General features: G+C 70.7%; 13 protein-coding genes and 2 pseudogenes. 10 read left to right on the top strand and 5 right to left on the bottom strand.

Translation table 11 applies throughout. From position 1 onward, the window contains the following. The first annotated feature begins 1 nt into the window (after nt 1). The 3 genes and pseudogenes from AB0M76_RS20420 (at nt 2) to AB0M76_RS20410 (ending at nt 4,657) form a co-directional block, all read left to right on the top strand. Nucleotides 2-2,575 carry a cation-translocating P-type ATPase gene (locus AB0M76_RS20420; protein ID WP_365954189.1) on the top strand — a complete coding sequence of 858 codons (2,574 nt, stop codon included), beginning with the start codon at nt 2-4 and terminating at the stop codon, nt 2,573-2,575. A gap of 29 nt (nt 2,576-2,604) precedes the next feature. Beyond that, nucleotides 2,605-2,787, top strand: a pseudogene (locus AB0M76_RS20415) (DUF1918 domain-containing protein); the annotation flags it as partial. A gap of 136 nt (nt 2,788-2,923) precedes the next feature. Then, the gene (locus tag AB0M76_RS20410) at nt 2,924-4,657 is read left to right on the top strand and encodes a GAF domain-containing protein (protein ID WP_365954188.1); all 1,734 of its coding nucleotides are present in this window, start codon (nt 2,924-2,926) and stop codon (nt 4,655-4,657) included. An 18-nt stretch (nt 4,658-4,675) separates the two neighbouring features. Here the strand turns inward: AB0M76_RS20410 and AB0M76_RS20405 are convergent, their stop codons facing one another. The 3 genes from AB0M76_RS20405 to AB0M76_RS20395 all read right to left on the bottom strand — a co-directional run bounded on the left by AB0M76_RS20405 (nt 4,676) and on the right by AB0M76_RS20395 (nt 6,631). After that, on the bottom strand, nt 4,676-5,380 hold the full coding sequence (locus tag AB0M76_RS20405; RefSeq protein WP_365954187.1) for a response regulator transcription factor: 705 nt from the start codon (nt 5,378-5,380) through the stop codon (nt 4,676-4,678). A 115-nt stretch (nt 5,381-5,495) separates the two neighbouring features. Further along, nucleotides 5,496-6,140: a CBS domain-containing protein gene (locus tag AB0M76_RS20400; RefSeq protein ID WP_365954186.1), complete on the bottom strand. Its 645-nt coding sequence runs from the start codon at nt 6,138-6,140 to the stop codon at nt 5,496-5,498. 26 nt (nt 6,141-6,166) lie between these two features. Next, nucleotides 6,167-6,631, bottom strand: coding sequence for a cyclic nucleotide-binding domain-containing protein (locus tag AB0M76_RS20395; RefSeq protein ID WP_365954185.1), 465 nt, complete (start codon nt 6,629-6,631; stop codon nt 6,167-6,169). 212 nt (nt 6,632-6,843) lie between these two features. On the opposite strand from AB0M76_RS20395, the gene AB0M76_RS20390 reads away from it, so the two are divergent. The 4 genes and pseudogenes from AB0M76_RS20390 to AB0M76_RS20375 all read left to right on the top strand — a co-directional run. After that, a complete protein-coding gene (locus AB0M76_RS20390) occupies nt 6,844-7,314 on the top strand; it encodes a pyridoxamine 5'-phosphate oxidase family protein (protein ID WP_365954416.1) in 471 nt (156 codons plus the stop codon). 179 nt (nt 7,315-7,493) lie between these two features. After that, entirely contained in the window at nt 7,494-7,907 is a 414-nt protein-coding gene (locus tag AB0M76_RS20385; RefSeq protein ID WP_365954184.1) for a helix-turn-helix domain-containing protein, read from the top strand. A gap of 165 nt (nt 7,908-8,072) precedes the next feature. After that, nucleotides 8,073-8,807, top strand: coding sequence for a DUF899 domain-containing protein (locus AB0M76_RS20380; protein ID WP_365954183.1), 735 nt, complete (start codon nt 8,073-8,075; stop codon nt 8,805-8,807). 63 nt (nt 8,808-8,870) lie between these two features. Then, nucleotides 8,871-9,602: pseudogene (locus tag AB0M76_RS20375) on the top strand (CehA/McbA family metallohydrolase); the annotation flags it as partial. Nucleotides 9,603-9,691: 89 nt separating this feature from the next. Here the strand turns inward: AB0M76_RS20375 and AB0M76_RS20370 are convergent. Next, nucleotides 9,692-10,441 (bottom strand): signal peptidase II, encoded by a 750-nt coding sequence (locus AB0M76_RS20370; protein WP_365954182.1) that lies wholly within the window; start codon nt 10,439-10,441, stop codon nt 9,692-9,694. Here AB0M76_RS20370 and AB0M76_RS20365 point away from each other — a divergent pair. The 3 genes from AB0M76_RS20365 (at nt 10,409) to AB0M76_RS20355 (ending at nt 14,893) form a co-directional block, all read left to right on the top strand. Next, a complete protein-coding gene (locus AB0M76_RS20365; RefSeq protein ID WP_365954181.1) occupies nt 10,409-11,215 on the top strand; it encodes a hypothetical protein in 807 nt (268 codons plus the stop codon). The genes AB0M76_RS20370 and AB0M76_RS20365 overlap by 33 nt on opposite strands. 1,028 nt (nt 11,216-12,243) lie before the next feature. Continuing rightward, nucleotides 12,244-12,918 carry a hypothetical protein gene (locus AB0M76_RS20360; RefSeq protein ID WP_365954180.1) on the top strand — a complete coding sequence of 225 codons (675 nt, stop codon included), beginning with the start codon at nt 12,244-12,246 and terminating at the stop codon, nt 12,916-12,918. A 691-nt stretch (nt 12,919-13,609) separates the two neighbouring features. Next, entirely contained in the window at nt 13,610-14,893 is a 1,284-nt protein-coding gene (locus AB0M76_RS20355) for a serine hydrolase domain-containing protein (protein WP_365954179.1), read from the top strand. Between the two features lie 138 nt (nt 14,894-15,031). Here the strand turns inward: AB0M76_RS20355 and AB0M76_RS20350 are convergent, their stop codons facing one another. Further along, complete coding sequence (locus AB0M76_RS20350) at nt 15,032-17,512, bottom strand: SpoIIE family protein phosphatase (protein WP_365954178.1); 2,481 nt, start codon at nt 17,510-17,512, stop codon at nt 15,032-15,034. Between the last annotated feature and the right edge of the window lie 257 nt (nt 17,513-17,769).

The raw sequence follows: 17,769 nt of genomic DNA, 5'->3' as shown, positions 1-17,769 counted from the left end.
GATGACCAGCCGAGCGATCGACACGGCCTCTGTCGGCTCCTCCGCCCCGACGGGACTGACACAGGCCGAGGCCGAACGCCGACTGGTCCGGTACGGCCGCAACGAGGTGGCACCGCCCCCACCGACACCGATCCACCAGCGGGCGCTGGCACAGCTCCGCGATCCACTGATCATGGTGCTGCTCGGTGCCGCCCTGCTGACCATCGCGATCGGTGACCACCCGGACGCCGTCATCATCGGCCTGGTGGTCGTCTTCAACACCACCGTCGGGGTTGCCCAAGAGGTCCGGGCGGACCACGCGGTCGCCGCACTCTCGGCACTCTCGGCCCCACATGCCCGGGTGCTGCGCGACGGAGCCGGTCGCGAGGTGCCCGCAGCCCTCGTGGTGCCCGGCGACAGCCTGCTGCTGGGCGAGGGTGACATCGTCGCGGCGGATGCGGACATCACCGAGGCGTCCTCGCTCCTGATGGACGAATCCATGCTCACCGGCGAATCCGAACCCGTCGACAAGACCTCGGGCGAGACGGTGAGCGCCGGCACCGTCGTCGTCCGCGGCCGGGGTATCGCCACCGCCACGGCCACCGGTGAAGCCAGCGCGCTCGGCCGGATCGCGGCGCTCGTCGACGGCGGCCACGAGCCGACACCGCTCCAGCGCCGCCTCGCCTCCCTCGGCCGCATCCTGGCCGCCGTGACCCTGGCCCTGTGCGTGCTGTTCTTCGCCCTGGGCCTCGTGCGCGGGTTCGCGCTGGGCACGATGGCCGTCACAGCGATCAGCCTCGCCGTCGCTGCCGTGCCCGAGTCCCTACCCGCCGTGGTCACCCTCGCCCTCGCATTGGGCGCCCGCCGCATGGCGGCCCGCGGGGCGCTGGTCCGGCGCCTGCCCGCCGTCGAGACGCTGGGCTCGGTGAGCGTGCTGGCCACGGACAAGACCGGCACCCTCACCGAGGGCCGCATGGTCGTCCAGCAGGTATGGCTTCCCTCCGGCGCGATCGCCCTGTCCGGCACCGGATACGAGCCCTACGGGGACCTGGACATCGAAGGGCACTTTCTCACGGCCGAGCAGCTGCGACCGGTGCGGGAACTGCTCACTACGGTGTCCCTGTGCAATGACGCAGGCCTGAGGCCGCCGGCGGAGAGGTCGGACGTCTGGACAGCCGTCGGAGACCCCATGGAGGCCGCACTGCTGGCAGCCGCTGCCAAAGCCGGCTGCCCGGGCCCGGCCGAGCTGCGCCAGACCCACCCCCGTACCGGGGAAGTGCCCTTCGACAGCGGGCGCAAGCGCATGACCACCGTGCACCGGACCCCTGACGGGACTACCCTCATCTGCCTCAAAGGGGCCCCAGAAGCCGTCCTCACCCCGGAGCTGCTCGACGATCCGTCCGAGGTTCTTGCCACCACCCGCCGTCAGGCCGCCGAGATGGCCACCGAAGGCTTTCGCGTCCTGGCCGTCGCCACCGCCGAACGGACCCGGTCCCCGTCTGCTGCCGAGGCGGAGCACGGACTGCGCCTGCTCGGCCTGCTCGCGATCAGCGACCCGCCGAAAGCAGCAGCCGCCGCCACCCTGGCGGCCTGCCGTGCGGCAGGCATCACCCCGATCCTGATCACCGGCGACCACCCGGCGACAGCCCACGCCATCGCCGTACGCACCGGCCTCGTCAAGGACGGCCCGGGCAGCGAGGTCCTCACGGGTCCGGAGCTGGCCGCAGCCCCGGACACCGACCTCACCGCGATCCGCGTCTTCGCCCGTACCGACCCGCAGCAGAAACTGGACATCGTCCACGCCTGGCGGGCCCGAGGCGCCGTGACCGCGATGACCGGCGACGGAGTCAACGACGGCCCTGCCCTCCACCAGGCCGACATCGGCGTCGCCATGGGTGCCCGCGGCACCGAGGTGGCCCGCCAGGCCGCCGACCTCGTCCTCACCGACGACGAGCTCGCCACCGTGGTCGTGGCCGTGGAGGAAGGCCGCCGCGTCTACGACAACATCCGGCGCTTCCTCGTCTACGCCATGGCGGGCGGGACCGCCGAGATCCTGGTGATGCTCAGTGGACCGCTGCTCGGCCTGCCCTTGCCCCTGCGGGCCGGCCAGATCCTGTGGATCAACCTCCTCACCCACGGTCTGACGGGCGTGGCCATGGGCGCCGAACCCGTCGCCCCGGAAGCCATGCGACGCCCGCCCCGGCCCCCGGGCCAGCACATCCTCGCCGCGGGCGTGTGGCAACGCCTCCTCGTCCTGGCCGCGGCCGTGACGGCTGCCAGCCTGCTGGCCGGCGTCGCCGCACGATCCATGGACCTCCCCTGGCAGAGCGTGCTCTTCCTCGCCCTCCTCGGGGCCCAGCTGGGTGTGGCCCTGGGACTACGGACCCGGCTGCTGACCAGGGAAAACCTCTTCCTCCCGGCCGCTGTGGCCGCTTCCGCCCTGCTGGCGATGGCCGCCCTGTACGTTCCTGCGCTCCAGTCGCTGCTGGAGACCCGGCCCGTGGGCTGGTCCGGCATCTGGCTCGCGGCAGCAGCCGCCATCTCCGCGTTCCTCGCCGCCCGGCTCCTGCGGGCCGCATTCCGAAGAAGGTCATGATCATGAACGTGTACACCCCCGGGAACGGGATCCACGCCGAAGTGGGCGACCAGATCGTCGTCGGCGGCCCCGCCGTCGGAACGCCGGGACGCGACGGCGAGGTCGTATCCCTGCACCACGCGGACGGCACCCCGCCCTACGACGTGTGCTGGTCCGACACAGGCCGAACCACGGTGTTCTTCCCCGGCCCCGACGCGCACGTCCGGCACCTGCACGAGGCTCCCACGCCGCCACCCGAGCCATCCGCCGGCACGAAGCTGGCCGCACCGGCTGAACGGCACGCCCACCCGGCCGGGACTACCGTGAAGGAAGCGGCGTGCCACGGCTGCTGCCGCCCGGAGGTGCGACATGAGCGCAGGCGGTCGGTCCGCCCAGGGAAGCGGCGTGCCACGGCTGCGGCTGGACGAACTGCTCGACGAGCTCCAGGTGCGGATGGACGAGGTCAGGGGCACCCGGGATCGGCTGAACGGTCTGCTCGAAGCCGTCATGTCGGTCGGGCGTGAACTGGACCTGCCCCAGGTACTGCGCGGCATCGTCGAGGCCGCGGTCGTCCTCGTCGACGCGGAATACGGGGCCCTCGGCGTCATCGGCGACGAGCAGAAGCTCGCCCAGTTCCTCCCCGTCGGCATCAGCGACGAGCTCCGCGCGCAGATCGGCGACCTGCCCTCCGGCCACGGCATCCTCGGCGAGCTGATCCGTCACCCGGAAGTGCTGAGGCTCTCCGAGCTCTCCGAGCACCCCGCCTCGTACGGCTTCCCGGCCCACCACCCGCCGATGCACTCCTTTCTCGGCGTCCCCATCCGGGTCCGTGAGGAGGTGTTCGGCAACCTCTACCTCACCGAGAAGCGCGGCGGCACCGACTTCGACGAGGAGGACGAAGCGGTCCTGTCCACCCTCGCCGGCGCGGCCGGCATCGCCATCGAGAACGCCCGCCTCTTCGAGGAGGTCCGGCTGCGCGAGCGCTGGCTGGCGGCCAGCTCCGACATCACCAGCGCCCTGCTCTCCGGCACGCCCCGGGACGAGGTCCTCGAGGGAATGATGGAGCGCGCCAAGGACATCGCCGGCGCGGACATGGGCGTCTTCTACCTCCTCGGCCCCACGGGAGAGCTACACGGCTCCCTCGCCCTCGGAGAAGGCGCCGAGGCACACCGCGACATCATCCTGCCCAGCACCGAGAGCACCCTCGCCGAAGCCGCCCTCGCCAACGACGGCCTGATCACGGTCGCGGACGTGGCGACCGACGAACGGGTCACCGCGCAGCCCGAACGCTGGAGGGGCTTCGGCCCGGCCGTCGCCGTCACCGTCGGCACCAAGGAGAAACTCAGCGGCGTCATGATGCTGGCCAGGCACCACGGCCGCCCCGTGTTCGCTCCCGCGGAGGTCGCCCCCCTGCCCGGCTTCGCCGGCCAGGCAGCCCTCGCCCTGGAGCTGGCTGACCGGCGCCACGACGCCGAGCAGATGAGCCTGCTCGAAGACCACGACCGCATCGCCCGTGACCTCCACGACCTCGCCATCCAGCGACTCTTCGCCACCGGCATGACCCTCCAGAGCGCCCAGCGCTTCGTCGACCACCCCGAAGCCTCCGAACGGCTCGCGCGGGCCGTCGACGACCTCGACGCCACCATCAAGATCATCAGATCCACCATCTTCGGGCTTCGCGAACACGAAGCGCCCGGGATGCCTCCGAAACTGCGCTCCCGAACCGTCCAGGCCATCGACGGGGCTGCCGCCATCCTCGGGTTCACCCCGGCACTGCGCATGGAAGGGCTGATCGACACCGACGTTCCCGCGGCCGTGGCCGAAGAGGTCCTCGCCGTCATCGGAGAGGCCTTGACCAACGTCGCCCGGCATGCGCGGGCCACCCGTGCGGAGGTCTCCGTCGTCGCGGCAAACGGCACGCTGACGGTCACGGTGACCGATGACGGCATCGGCCTGCCCGGCGGCGGCCGGCGCAGCGGACTGCGCAACCTCGCCGAGCGTGCCGAGAAGCTCGGTGGGAGCATGGCGGTCGCTGCGCGGGGTGCAGGGGAACGGGGGACCCATCTGGAGTGGTGGGTACCGCTGACACCACCATCGCCGTGACCTGTGCCTGTCGGCTGCCTAGTGCTTCGGATCGCCGATGTCGTGCTCGTGCTCGTGGACCTGGGCCGCGATCACGGCCGCTTGGACCCGCCGTTCGACGCCCAGCTTACCCAGGAGCCGCGAGATGTGGTTCTTGACCGTCTTCTCCGACAGGTAGAGCTGTTTGGCGATCTGCCGGTTGGTCAGGCCCTCGCCGATGAGTTCCAGCACGGCCCGCTCCCGCTCGGACAGGCCGGCAAGCCGGGCGTCCTCGGGCTCCTTGGCCACGTCCGGATCGCGGAGCGAGTGCATCAGGCGGGCGGTGGTGGCCGGGTCCAGCATGGACTGGCCGGTTGCGACCGTCCGCACCGCTGAGACGAGGTCCGAGCCCTTGATCTGCTTCAGCACGTATCCGGCGGCACCCGCCATGATGGCGTCCAGCAGGGCGTCCTCGTCGTCGAACGAGGTCAGCATCAGACAGGCCAGGTCCGGCATCCTCGAGCGCAGCTCGCGGCACACGGTGATCCCGTCGCTGTCGGGGAGACGCACATCGAGCACGGCGACGTCCGGGCGCAGTGCCGGTCCGCGGGCCAGCGCCTGCTCAGCCGTGCCCGCCTCACCCACGACAGTGATGTCCGGTTCGGCGTCCAGGAGGTCATGCAGTCCTCGCCGGACCACCTCGTGGTCGTCGAGGAGGAATACCTTGATCGGAGCCTCGGCGGAGGCGTTCGAATCGTCGGCCATGATCGCCCCAGGTTTGGTCCGAAATGCGCGTCTTCAGTCGGATTGTCTCAGTAGGGAATGCAGTGCACCCCATGGCGCGGCCAGCTACTTGCCGACGGTGGGGACTAGGCGAGGACTAGGCGGCCGCACCGAGCGTGCTGTCCAGGTCCATCCTGACGTCCACAACACCTTCGACCGTACGGATTGCTCGTGCGAGAAGCGACACCAGGGCGCGGTCCCGCAGCGGGCCGTACAAGGTGACGACGCCTTCCTGCACGACGAAATTCAAGGTCGTACCGGGCGCCAATTCGGCAAGCACGGCTTGGCGGATCTCCTCTTCAAGCTCCTCGTCGGGCCGTAGGAACACCTTCAGGAGGTCGCTGCGACTCACGACGCCCTCCAGCATGTCCAGCGCGTTGACGACCGGCAGGCGCATGACGCCCTTGCGGGCCATGATCCGCGCGGCCTCGGCGACGGGAGCGTCGGGATGCACGGTGATCGCCGGGCTCGACATGAGCTCCTCGGCCAGCACCCCGGCGGCCTTCGACGCCTGCTCCAGCTGATCGGGCAGAGAGGGATCCGTCCACCGGAACTCCTCCTTCGGCAGGAGGTCCGCCTCGGAGACGACACCGACGACCCGGCCCTCCCCTTCCAGGACGGGAACCGCGCTGACCTTCCACTGATGCATCAGCTCGACGATCTCCTTGTAGGACGCCTCACGGCCGATGGCGATCGCGGTGTGCGTCATGACGTCACTGACGGTGTAGCGGGATGCGGGCATGGCCGGCTCCTTCGCCGTACGGATGGTCAGAGGAAGCTGCCGCTGCCGTAGGGCGCGTACAGATCGAGGAGCCGGACTCGGGCCGCCTGCAGCCGGTGGGCGAGAACCTCCCCGACCCAGTGGCCCAGGGCCGAGCCGAATGCGGCGTCGGCCTCCATCAGCATCCGTACGCGTGCCGCGTCGAATTCGTATGCGCGGACTGGCGTCATCGCCTCGGCGCCCAGACGCCAGGAGTAGGGCTTGAAGAGCCACGAGCAGCCGACCAGCTGGCCGGCGCCGAGGCTCTCGATGACGGCGGCGCGCCGCCCGGGCACGTGGACGTCCAGGGTCACGGTGCCGGACCGGACGATCCAGAACCGGTCGGCGTGACCGCCCTCGCGGAAGAGATGCGTCCCCTCGTCGAAATTGACCTCGTGGGCCAGTTCCATCAGTTGGGAACGGCGATCGGTGGGCAGCGCCGTGGCGAAGCGGGTGGAGGAGGTGGTGCTCATGAACAGCCTCCTTGGTTCGAGTGTGCCTCCAGTCTTGGGGGTACGGCCCATCCCGGGCATGGGCCCTGTGGCCCCCTCTGGGGTCCGACCGGCCCATGTCCGAACGAGTGCATCCCGGAGACCCTGGCAGGAGACATCCCTCTGCGGCCGCTGCCGCCGAGCTCACAACGGATGCGCGACCGACGTCCTCCTGCTCGACCGAGGTGCCCACGATGAAGAGCCATCGAGTCGGTACGGCCCCCACTCCGGCTGCCCTCCGGACGGCGCAGCGACGCGTGGAGGATCTGCCTACCGACGAGGCGCTGAAGCTGCTGGGTTCCGTTGAGCTGGGGCGCATCGTCTTCAGCAGGCATGCGCTGCCCGCCGTCCGTCCTGTCAACCACCTTCTCGACGCGGGGGACATCATCGTCCGCGTTCAGGACGGCTCGACGCTGGCAGCCCTTCTCGCGACCCAGGAAGGCGCAGGTATCGTCGTCGCGTACGAAGCGGACGCTATCGATCCGCGGTCACACCTGGGATGGAGCGTGGTCGTGACCGGCTACGCCACTGCCGTCAGCGACCCCGCCGAGATCGAGCGTTACGCACACCTGCTCCGGCCGTGGGCCGCGGGTACCGCATCGGGAACCATCCGGATCCGGCCCGACCTGGTCACCGGATTCCGCCTGCGGGAGGACAGCCCGTAGCCGTCGGCCCGCGTGCGCGCTTCACACCCCTGTGCCCCTCCGCGCGGCACGATGGTGCCGCACACGCCCGCAGGGTCGACCTCGACGGCGACGCCCTGCGCGCCCTGATCCCCGGCGGACACGCCAACGAGGCCGAGGCCGCCTCACGGCTCGGCTGGACACTGGGCTTCAGCGCGCCAGTGGCCACCACCGACCTGCCCGTCGCCCACACGCAGGCCGAACGGGCCCTGCGGCGCGCCCTCGCCACCAGTGAGCCCGTCGCACACCACCGCGCCGAAGAGCAGAGCGTCCACAGCATCGTCAACCCCGCCGACGCCACCGCGCTGGCCCGCACCCGCTTCGCCCCATTGGACACCGCCGCCCCGCCCGGACCCGCCGCCCTGCTGGAAACGCTGCGCAGCTGGCTCGCCCTGCACTGCAGCTGGGACCAGACGGCCACCGCACTCCAGGTCCACCGCAACACCGTGCGCCACCGCATCGGCCGCGTAGCCGAGTTGCTCGGCACCGACCTCCACGACCCTGACGTCCGGATGGAACTCTGGTTCGCCCTCCACTGGCTCCCCGGCGAGCGCCCCGGTAGGACTGAGGACTGAGCTCGGTCTGGGCGCCGAGGGACCTCGGCTGGGTCCTGCCGCCCCCGCGCGCGTACGGTGGAGACAGGCCGGGACGGGCACGCCGGTGCAGGCAATGCTGACAGCCGCTGCGGGTGACGACCCGCCGCGATGCGGTCTTCTGCTCCCACACAGGAGGGAAAGGCAATGCCCGAGCACAGGGTCGGCACACAAGAGGAATTCCAGGCAGCCCGACAGGAGCTGCTCGTGGAGGAGAAGCAGCTCACCCGACGCAGCGACGAGCTCGCGCGGAAGCGGCGGGAGCTTCCCTGGGTGCCGGTCGAGAAGGACTACCGCTTCGAGACCGAAGACGGAACCAAGTCGCTCGCGGACCTCTTCGACGGGCGTTCGCAGCTGCTCGTCTACCACTTCATGTTCGGCCCGCCCTACGCGGCAGGATGCCCGGTCTGCTCCTCGATCGCGGACACCCTCGACCCCAACGTGGTCCACCTCAAGGCCCGCGACGTCACGCTGATCTGCTCCTCGCGGGCGCCCCGCGACAAGCTCCTTGCCTACAGGGAGCGGATGGGCTGGAGCTTCGACTGGGTCTCCACCGTCGGCGGCGACTTCCACCGCGACCTCGGCTTCCTGTACACCGAGGAGGAGCTGGGGCCGTTCCTCGGGGGAGAGATTCCGCCGATCGTGAGTCGGATGGCGCAGGCGACCGGCACTGACGTGCTCCAGTACGTCACCGAGGGGCCGGGGCTGAGTTCCTATGCGCTGTGGGACGGCACCGTCTACCGGACCTACGTCACCACCGCGCGCGGCCTTGAGCCTGCCATGGCCTACTACGGCCTCCTCGACCGCACGCCGATGGGTCGCCACGAGGAGGGCGAGGAGGCCTTCTGGCTGCGCCGCCACGACGAGTACGGGAGGACCTGAGAGGTCGCCTTCGGCGGAGGCGCGTTCACGCCGGATTCACCTTTCCCCGCGATCCTGGGTGCCATGGCCCTCAGTGGACGAGCACTGCTGGCACAGGCAGCCGCTTCGTCCACCGCCGTCGCAGCCAATTCCTCCTCCGTCACGGCCGCGGCCGCGGAAGCCGAGCCGACCACCACCACCACCACGACCTTGCGCGGCACGATCCCGCCCGGCGCACCGGACTTCGGGTACGTCCCGCTCGACGTCCCGCCGGGCGTGGGCGAGTTACGCGTCTCCTACCGCTACGACAGGCCGCCGACCCCGCCGGGCACCCCGGGCAACGCCCTCGACATCGGCCTGTTCGACCAGCGCGGCACCGCGCTCGGCGGCCGCGGCTTCCGCGGGCGCCGCCGCCGACCGTCTGCTCGTCCTCACCGGCGAGGAGGTCACCACGCGCACCGGCCACGTCCTGGCCGTGGGCACCGACCCGGGCACCTTCATCAACTGGCGCTACCGGGCCCGTGACGGCCGCTTCGGTCGCTTCGCCCGCGCCGTCCGGCAGGCGGGCGGCCTCGTCGTACCCGCCCACCCGCATGCCACGTGCATCGGCTGCGCCTGGAAGTTCGGCTTCGGTGAGGCCGACGCTGTGAAGGTGTGGAACGTACCTGGACCCCCGACGACGAGGTGTCCCTGGCCTCCTGGGACGCCACCCTCCTCGGCGCGCACGGCGACCGCCGGCTGCCGGCCCTGGCGCACAGTGACTACCACCGCGACCCGGACCGCATCGGGGGACCTCAGACCGCCGTCCTGGCCGACGCCGGCTTCCCACCCGGGCGCCCCGGTCGCGGAGGTCTCGCGGCTGTCCCTGACCACCCTCACCCCCGCGTTGGTCGAACGCGGCCTGCTCAGTGAGGAGGAGGTCGAAGCCGGAATCGCGGAACTGCGCGACCCGGCTCGCATCTCGTTCCCCCTGGCCGTGATCGCGGTCCGCGGGCGCCGCTGAACGACCTGCCGCCGTGCGGGCGGCTGCGGTGCCGCGTCCCCGCGTTCTCGGTGGCCGTGTCGGCGCGCCAGGAGGTGGCGAGGAGCAGCAGGCCGCCGCCCATGACGAAGACGTCGGCGAGGTTGAAGGTGGGCCACCAGCCGGTGTGCAGGTAGTCGGTGACGTACCCGTCCGCCGCCCGGTCGATCAGATTGGCGGCCGCACCCCCGAGGACGAGGGACAGGGCCGTGCCCCGCAGGCGGGAGGCCGTCGGTGCGGTGCGCCACAATGCGACCGCCACCGCGACGGTAACCAGCCCAGTGGCGGCGATGACCATCCAGGCGGGGGCGTCGTCGCCGATGGAGAACGCCACCCCGGAGTTGAAGACCGGCTGGAGGCCGAGGGGGCCGCTCCGTACGGGAGCGCCCGGCGCCGTCTGCTGGGCCCATGCCCTGGTGTCTCCCCCCGCGGGAGACTCAACGGGGTGGGCCCCCGCCCGTCGGTGGGTGGCTACGCCGCTACTGTCGCGGCGCGGCGAGCTGTGGACGACGCGACCGCGCGGCCCTGGGTATTGCGCAACGTCGGCCTCATGGTCGGGTTCTCCGCCGTTCCGGACGTTTCCCGGACTAGCCTCCGCATCATGCTGCGTATCACCGACACCCGCACCGGACACCTCGTGGACGTTCCTACCCCCCACCGCCACCTGCTGCGCATCTGCGTCCACCTGCCGGTTATCGGCGCCGGAGTCGGCACGGTGCACCTGAGGGCGCCGCTGGTCGGTGACGTACTGGCGCGCACCGCGGAGCTGCATGGCCTGGAGTCCCTCACCGTCCTCACCACGCCGGACCTGCCTCCCGAGCAAGCCCGAGCGCTCGATCGGGCCATGTCCGCACTCGGCATCCACCCGCCTGCCACCGTCGGTGTTCACGGGCTGACCGGTGCACTGTGCGCCGTTGCCGATGTGCACCTCGCCGAGTACGGCACCCCCGGACAGGACGCCGTAGGCGGGGTCTGGCTCGACGTGGGCCAGGTCAGCCCGGCACTCCTCGACGAGGGCGCCCCCGACCCAGGCCCACTCCTCGCCCCGGAGGGGACCGATCCGCTGGCTGTGAGGATGTTGTTGCTCCACCACGCCCACCGCACACCCGTCACGGTCACCAGTGCCGCGCTCGCCGAGGCCCGACGGTCACTGGGGCAGTGGCGGCAGCAGGTGTCCGCATGGGCGCAGGAGCCGTCCAGGCCGATCCCCGCCGATGTGTTGCGACGGGCTCATGCCGCGCTGGCCGATGATCTCGGGGTCCCCTCCGTCCTGGACATGCTGGCCGGAGTGGCGACGAGCGCCGACGTTCCGGCCGGTGCCAAGTTCGAGACGTTCGCCTTTCTCGACCGCGTCCTCGGGCTGGACCTCGCGCGTGAGGTCGGCCACCACCAGCCGGTGACGCCATGACGTCGCGCGCCGCCCGGCGTCTGATCGTCCTGCGGCACGCCAAGTCCGCCTGGCCGCCGGGCGTGGCCGACGCCGACACGTCGCCGCCCTGCCGTCCGGCACCCCCTACCCTCGGCAGCAGTTCCACGCTCTGATGACGGAGAACGGTGTCCTGTCGCTGCCACCGGACCAGGCGGCCGAGATGGCCGCACGCCCGCGCGAGGCAGGTCGTCGCCCGGGGCGCGCTTACCCGGGAATGACGTCGGCGGACCGACCGGGGAAGGCATCCGCAGTGGTGCACCTCGCCACCCCTCCCGTGCTGACTTGGTGCTGACTACGCAGAGTCAGGCGCAGGCTGGGATCCGCCAACGTGTCGGTTCGGCGTGACATGTTCGAGCGTGGCGATGCGCTCTGGGGTGGGCACCTCATGTCGCCCGGTGTCGGAGCCGTCGGGCAACGTGTGGCCCCGCCTGTGCAACGGCACCGCAGTGGGCGAGGCACCGCCACGGCCTCGCACCGGGACTGTTCCGTCCCGTGAGGCGCTTCGGAACCCTGGCTGATGCATGCAGATGTGGCGCTGTCCAGCAGCACTCCGCACCGAACTTCCCTTTGCGGGGCCCTCCACCGCAGGGCGGATGCTCCTTGCGGCGAACGGCCCGACGAGGAGGTCGTGAGACGCGCCGGACGGAGGCACCCCGGGCCGGCAGGCCCTCGGCGTCGAAGACGTTGCCCAGGCTCAGTGGGCGGGTGGTGTGCGCGACGTCGCCGTCCGGGGTCGCACCGTCTGGACAGCCTCATCGGCGGAAGGAGTCTTCATGAGACTGCCTCTCGCGGGGGACTGGCAACGGCCGGGGACGGCGGCACCGGAGCCGCCAGCCGCACGCGGGAAGGGCATACCGCAAGCTGACTCATTAACGCCGTACTCCTCAGACCAGCCCGGAGAATCTCAGAAGCAACAGGCGGTGATGGAACGTTCGGTCGGCGGTGGTTGAATTCACCCCCGTCGTACGGCGCTTCACCGACCCCCCAGCACGGTGAGAGGCACCACGATGACAACGAACCGCGTCAGGCGCTACGCAGCCCGCGCGCTGACCATGACGATCGCGACCTGCGCAGTCGCAGCGGCGGCCACCCTTCCGGCGTCCGCCGCCGACCAGCCGTCACGGCAGCAGCTCATGGCGGACTGCGCTTCGGGCGAAGGCAAGTGCACGTTCAACTCGCCCAAGCTCGAAGAGGCGTACCTGGGCGAGTTCCGGCAGGTGTCGAACTCCCTCTTCAACTGCAGCACGTCTGATGCCGCTCAGGCGATGACGTGGGACGACACGGTGGGATCCACCGACTCCTTGGGCGTCTCCGTCACCGCCGGTGGCAAGATCGCGGGCATCGTGGACCTGAGCATAACGGCCAGTTACAGTCATAGTTGGTCGAGCTCTCACTCGGAGGGCAGCTCGCTCAACATGACGGTGAAGCCCGGCGAGGTGGGCTGGATCTCGCGCGCCCAGGTGATGCAGAAGGTTTCCGGCACCTGGCAGACCCACTACGACAGCCCCAAGTGGGGTCACTACTACTGGTACTTCCAGGACGTCATCACCGGCCCGGTCAAGAACGGCACCGATGGCAAGAGCAATGCGGTCGTGGTGAAGAGCCGGAAGATGACCGCCGCGGAGAAGCGTTCCTGCTCCGAGGGATCCCGCAAGGGCAGCGCGTTCGTCCAGGAACGCTGAGCAACTGCCCGCGTATGACACCGGCCCCCTGCCCCGCCCGGGACAGGGGGCCGCTCCGCGTCCGCGGCAATCAGAGGCAGGCCCTCCCGGAGCGGGCCGGCCGGCGGTCCTCGTCGTCTTCGCCAACTGCAACACCGGGGCGGAGCATGCGCGAATCGGTACGGCTTCGAAAAACTGCCGGCCGATCAGGCGTGGCTACCCGACCCCTACGATCCCCAAAGGCTTGCGACACGCCACGCCCTCGCCCACTGGCGGGGGGAAGCCGGCGAACCTGGCCGGGCCGTGGTCCTGCTCACCGAGCTGCTGGCCGACCGGACGAGAATCCTGGGCCCCGGTCATCCCCATACGCGTGCCACGCGCGACGCGATCGTCGACCGGCGGTCGCGGTCGGGGCCCTCCTGAAGGATCTCCCACGCGGCCGATCCCGCACACGAGATCACCGGATGGTTGTCACCGGATTCCTGAGCCACCCCAGCTGCCGGTCACCCCTTCGCTCCGCTGCGCCATGGGTGCTGCGACGCGCCTCTGAGACGGGCTTGGTCCCGACCTGCCACCTCCGGTCCGGGACCCCGCGAAACGCCGGTCCGGCGTCCCGCGGTGACCGGACGCTCAACCCCGGGCGCCCGTCGGGAGTCTCTTCGAGCACAGGGGGCACCACCGGCGCTCCCACTGCGCTCCGGAGGTTCCACCCATGAAGCAGCGGTCCTTACGCACCGCCTCGCTCGCGCTGACGCTGGCCGCTGTCGTCAGCGCGGCCGTGCTCACTCCGACCGCGAATGCCGCGAATGCCGCGAATGCCGCGAACGCCGGGCAAGGGGGACGCGGGCACGACGCGACTCGAGCAGCCCTACGGGCCCTCGTCGAGGCGGGCAGATTGCCCGGAGTGGCCGCACACGCCCAGGACGGCGGGGCCAGGTGGTTCGACGCGGCGGGCTACGCCAACACGGCGACGGGCCGTGAGCGCTCGGCCGGTGACCACTTCCGCGGGGCCAGTATCACCAAGACGTTCATCGCGACCGTCCTCCTCCAACTGGAGGCCGAGGGAAGACTGCGCATGGACGACACGGTCGAGAGGTGGCTGCCCGGCCTGCTACGGGGCAACGGCTACGACGGCACCACGATCACCCTGCGCCAACTGCTGAACCACACCAGCGGCATCGCGAACTACACGGACGACCTCGCGTTCGTGCGCGGCGCCGCCGGGCCCGGATTCCCCCAGCACCGATACGACTCCCACACGCCCGGGGAACTCGTCGCGATCGCCCTCAAGTACCCGCCGCGGCCCGACCCGCAGAGGGCGCCGTCGTACTCGAACACCAACTTCGTGATCGCCGGCATGGTCATCGAGAGGGCGACCGGCCGTTCGTACGCCGACGAGGTCACGCGCCGTGTCATCCGCCCGTTGAAGCTGCGCGGAACCTCGTTCCCCGGCACCGCGCCGCAGATGCCGAACCCGCACCCCGTCGGCTACTCCCGACTCCACCGGAGTGAGCCCGACGCCGAGATCCACGATGCCACGGAACAGAACATGACCTGGCTGGGCGCCGCCGGCGACGTCATCTCCACCAGCGGTGACCTCAACCGCTTCCACCGCGCCCTCATGCGGGGCGAACTTCTCCCCCCGGCACAGATGAAGCAGATGCTCGACGAGGTGCCGGCGGAGGAGGGGTTCGGCTACGGACTCGGGGTCGAGTTCGCGACACTGTCCTGCGGAGTGAAGGTGGTGGGCAAGAGCGGACGGACCAACGGCTCGCTGTCCGCGATGGTCGGAACGCGGGACGGGGACCACCAGCTGACGTTCAACGTCAACGGTGACTGGCTCCAAGACGGCTCGCTCTACGTCAACGTGATCGAAGCGGAGTTCTGCGGCAAGACCCCGCCCCCGATCCCCGCCGACAAGCTCGCCGACTCCCTTCTCCACCAGGGGCACGGCCCGATCGACCGCTCACGGACCGCCGGCGGCCCACCGCGGTAGAGGCGGCGTCGGCCCACCAGACCCGGGGGCGCCTCGTGGGGAGTCCGCCTCTTGTCCACCGGCCGGTGGACAAGCTGTCAGTCCCCTCGTTTCCACGGCCTTGGCCGCCGCCTCCATGGTCCCCGAACTACCCTGGTGTCACCGATTGAGCGCAAAGATCGCAGCAGCCGCGGAGTGCCCCTCCGTTGCTGTGGCGAGGGGGAACTCCGTCCAGACGGTCTTGCCGTCCCGGGTGTAGCGGGTGCCCCACCGTTCGGTGAGCTGGGCCACCAGGAAGAGACCGCGCCCGCCCTCATCGGTGGTGCGCGCACGCCGTAGGTGCGGAGCGGTGCTGCTGCTGTCGGAGACCTCGCAGATCAGGCTGCGGTCGCGGATGAGCCGCAGGATCACCGGCGTACCGCCGCCATATCGGTAGGCGTTGGTGACCAGTTCGCTGACGACCAGTTCGGCGGTGAAGGCCATCTCTTCCAGGCCCCACCTGGTCAGTGTGGCCTCCGTCAGGTCCCGTGCCTGGGCGGCGGCGGTCGGCTCTGCGGGCAGTTCCCAGGAGGCGACCTGCTCCGGCGCCAACACGCGGGTGCGGGCGAGGAGCAGTGCGACGTCATCCCGTGGGTGATCTGGCAGCAGGGCGTTCTGCACCGCCGTGCAGGTCTCCTCCAGCGAGCGGCTCGGCCGGGACAAGGCCTCTCGCAGCCGCTCAAGTCCCTCTTCGAGGTCGTGGCCACGGGCCTCGACCAGGCCGTTTGTGTACAGCGCCAGCAGGCTTCCCTCAGCGAGTTCCAGTTCGGCGGACTCGAACGGGAGTCCGCCAAGGCCCAGCGGCGGCCCCTGGGGAAGGTCGGGCAGGCTCACCGTGCCGTCGGAGGTCACCACGGCGGGGGGCAGGTGGCCCGCTCGGGCCAGGGTGCAGCGTTGGGAGGTGGGATCGTAGACCGCGTAGAGGCACGTCGCGCCGACGATCTGCTGGCCCTGCGAGCGTCCGTCAGCAGGTTCCTGCTCATCTGCCAGGCGGTTGACCAGGTCATCCAGGTGGGAGAGGACCTCGTCCGGAGCGTAGTCGAGGCTGGCCAGGGTGTGCACGGCTGTGCGCAGGCGGCCCATGGTGGCCGCAGCGTGCAGACCATGGCCGACAACATCGCCGACGACGAGGGCGACGCGGGCTCCGGAGAGGGGGATGACATCGAACCAGTCGCCGCCGACGCCGGTGGCGGGATCGGCCGGCAGATAGCGGTGCGCGACCTCGACCGCGCTGTGTTCGGGCAACTCCCGCGGCAGCAGGCTGCGCTGCAATGTCAGCGCAGCTTGATGCTGCTGGGTGTAGCGGCGGGCGTTGTCGATGCACAGGGCGGCGCGCGAGGCGAATTCCTCTGCGAGAGTGAGGTCGTCCTCCTCGAACGGTTCGGGCCGCTCGGCTCGCCACAGGGTGAGCAGGCCGAGGAGCAGACCTCGGGCCGTCAGCGGTACGACGATCAGTGAGTGAGCGCCCAGGCCGAGGGCGCGCTGTGTGCGCTCTGGATCCTGGAAGTACCAGCCGGGACTGCTCTGGAGCACTGGTTCGAGGATGGGCTGCTGTTCGGCGAGGCACCTGGCCTGCGGGGTACGAGGGTCGAAGCGGAAGACCTCTCCGGCGGAGTACATCACCTGCAGTGCCTCTGCCATGACCGAATGGACGGCCATCCTGCGGACCAGTCCGCTATCCTCCTCGGCGGTCTCCTCGCCGCGGGCCACCGGCTCCAGCAGATCCACCGAGACGGCGTCGGCGAGGTCGGGGACTGCGACGTCGGCCAGCTCCCAGGTGGTCTGGCCGAGGTCCAGTGTGGTCCCGATGCGGGCACTCGTCCGGTTGAGCAGGGCAAGCCGTCGCCGGGCCCGGTAGCGGTCGGTGACGTCCTCGACCAATTGGGTGACTCCGAGGATCCCGCCGGCGGGGTCCTCGATCCGGAACGCCGACACCGACACCACCCGCTCGCGGCCGGGGTCACTCCTCGTGCGACAGGACTGCTCGGTGAAGATCAGGGGTTCGCCCGTCTCCAGCACCCGTCGCAGCCGAGTCTCGATGGGCTCCACGTCCGGACCGAAAAGGAAGTCGCCGATGCGTCGGCCCCGCATCTCCGCCGTGGGAAGTTGCGCGAAGCGGGCCAGCGCCCGGTTGACCCGCAGGATGCCCAGGTCGGGGGCGTGGACGGACAGACCGATCGGGGAGCGCCGGAACAGACCGTCCAAGACCGACCGATCCGTCTCCCACCGGAGCACCTCCTCCGCCGGGGCGACGACGAGGAACCATTCGCGGGCCGAGCCGGCGCGGATGACAGCGCGGGCGCGGAAGCCCAGCTCCACCCGTCGCCCGCTGCGGTGCCGGACGGGCAGGACACCGGACCAGCCCCGGTCGCGCCGGCACGCGGCCACTGCGTCCAAGACCGCCTCACGGTCGCGGGCGTCAGACAGGAACTCGATCGCCGCCCGGCCCAGCACCTCGTCGGGCGGGTAGCCGAGGTGCTCCTGTGCGCGCTCGCTCCAGCCGACGACCCTGCCGTGGTCGTCCAGTACCGCCGAGGCCGAATGGTGCAGCGCGAACGGGTCCTCGGGCCCCTCGCCCAACCCCGGCGCTGGTGCGTCCATCGCTACCACCCTTCGACCTGCCGAACGGAACGCTCAGCGGGTATTCCCGCAGCGACTACCCAGGGTGCTGAGACACCCAGGGTTGAGCGGTCTGCTTAGGTTCAGTATCGCCGCGCCGGTGCACGTCGGCAGAGGGTCGTCCGCTGTGTGCGGCCTGATGGAGGAGGCGCTACGCCCACTCCTCCACGCTCGGCGAGCCCCACACGCCCGGGCCCGGTGAGTCGGAGGCCGTGCGTCGTGATGGCTTGGCCCGTCTC

It is taken from the genome of Streptomyces sp. NPDC051364, from assembly GCF_040682115.1.
Taxonomy (GTDB): Bacteria; Actinomycetota; Actinomycetes; order Streptomycetales; family Streptomycetaceae; genus Streptomyces.
Note: the sequence above shows the minus strand (reverse complement) of the source record. Positions and strands in the feature narration are given on the sequence as shown.

Bases quoted from the DNA above. Each gene is read 5' to 3' on its own strand.
- AB0M76_RS20420 (WP_365954189.1), top strand. From the start codon at position 2: ATGACCAGCCGAGCGATCGACACGGCCTCTGTCGGCTCCTCCGCCCCG.
- AB0M76_RS20410 (WP_365954188.1), top strand. From the start codon at position 2,924: ATGAGCGCAGGCGGTCGGTCCGCCCAGGGAAGCGGCGTGCCACGGCTG.
- AB0M76_RS20405 (WP_365954187.1), bottom strand. From the start codon at position 5,380: ATGGCCGACGATTCGAACGCCTCCGCCGAGGCTCCGATCAAGGTATTC.
- AB0M76_RS20400 (WP_365954186.1), bottom strand. From the start codon at position 6,140: ATGCCCGCATCCCGCTACACCGTCAGTGACGTCATGACGCACACCGCG.
- AB0M76_RS20395 (WP_365954185.1), bottom strand. From the start codon at position 6,631: ATGAGCACCACCTCCTCCACCCGCTTCGCCACGGCGCTGCCCACCGAT.
- AB0M76_RS20390 (WP_365954416.1), top strand. From the start codon at position 6,844: ATGAAGAGCCATCGAGTCGGTACGGCCCCCACTCCGGCTGCCCTCCGG.
- AB0M76_RS20380 (WP_365954183.1), top strand. From the start codon at position 8,073: ATGCCCGAGCACAGGGTCGGCACACAAGAGGAATTCCAGGCAGCCCGA.
- AB0M76_RS20365 (WP_365954181.1), top strand. From the start codon at position 10,409: ATGCTGCGTATCACCGACACCCGCACCGGACACCTCGTGGACGTTCCT.
- AB0M76_RS20360 (WP_365954180.1), top strand. From the start codon at position 12,244: ATGACAACGAACCGCGTCAGGCGCTACGCAGCCCGCGCGCTGACCATG.
- AB0M76_RS20355 (WP_365954179.1), top strand. From the start codon at position 13,610: ATGAAGCAGCGGTCCTTACGCACCGCCTCGCTCGCGCTGACGCTGGCC.
- AB0M76_RS20350 (WP_365954178.1), bottom strand. From the start codon at position 17,512: ATGGACGCACCAGCGCCGGGGTTGGGCGAGGGGCCCGAGGACCCGTTC.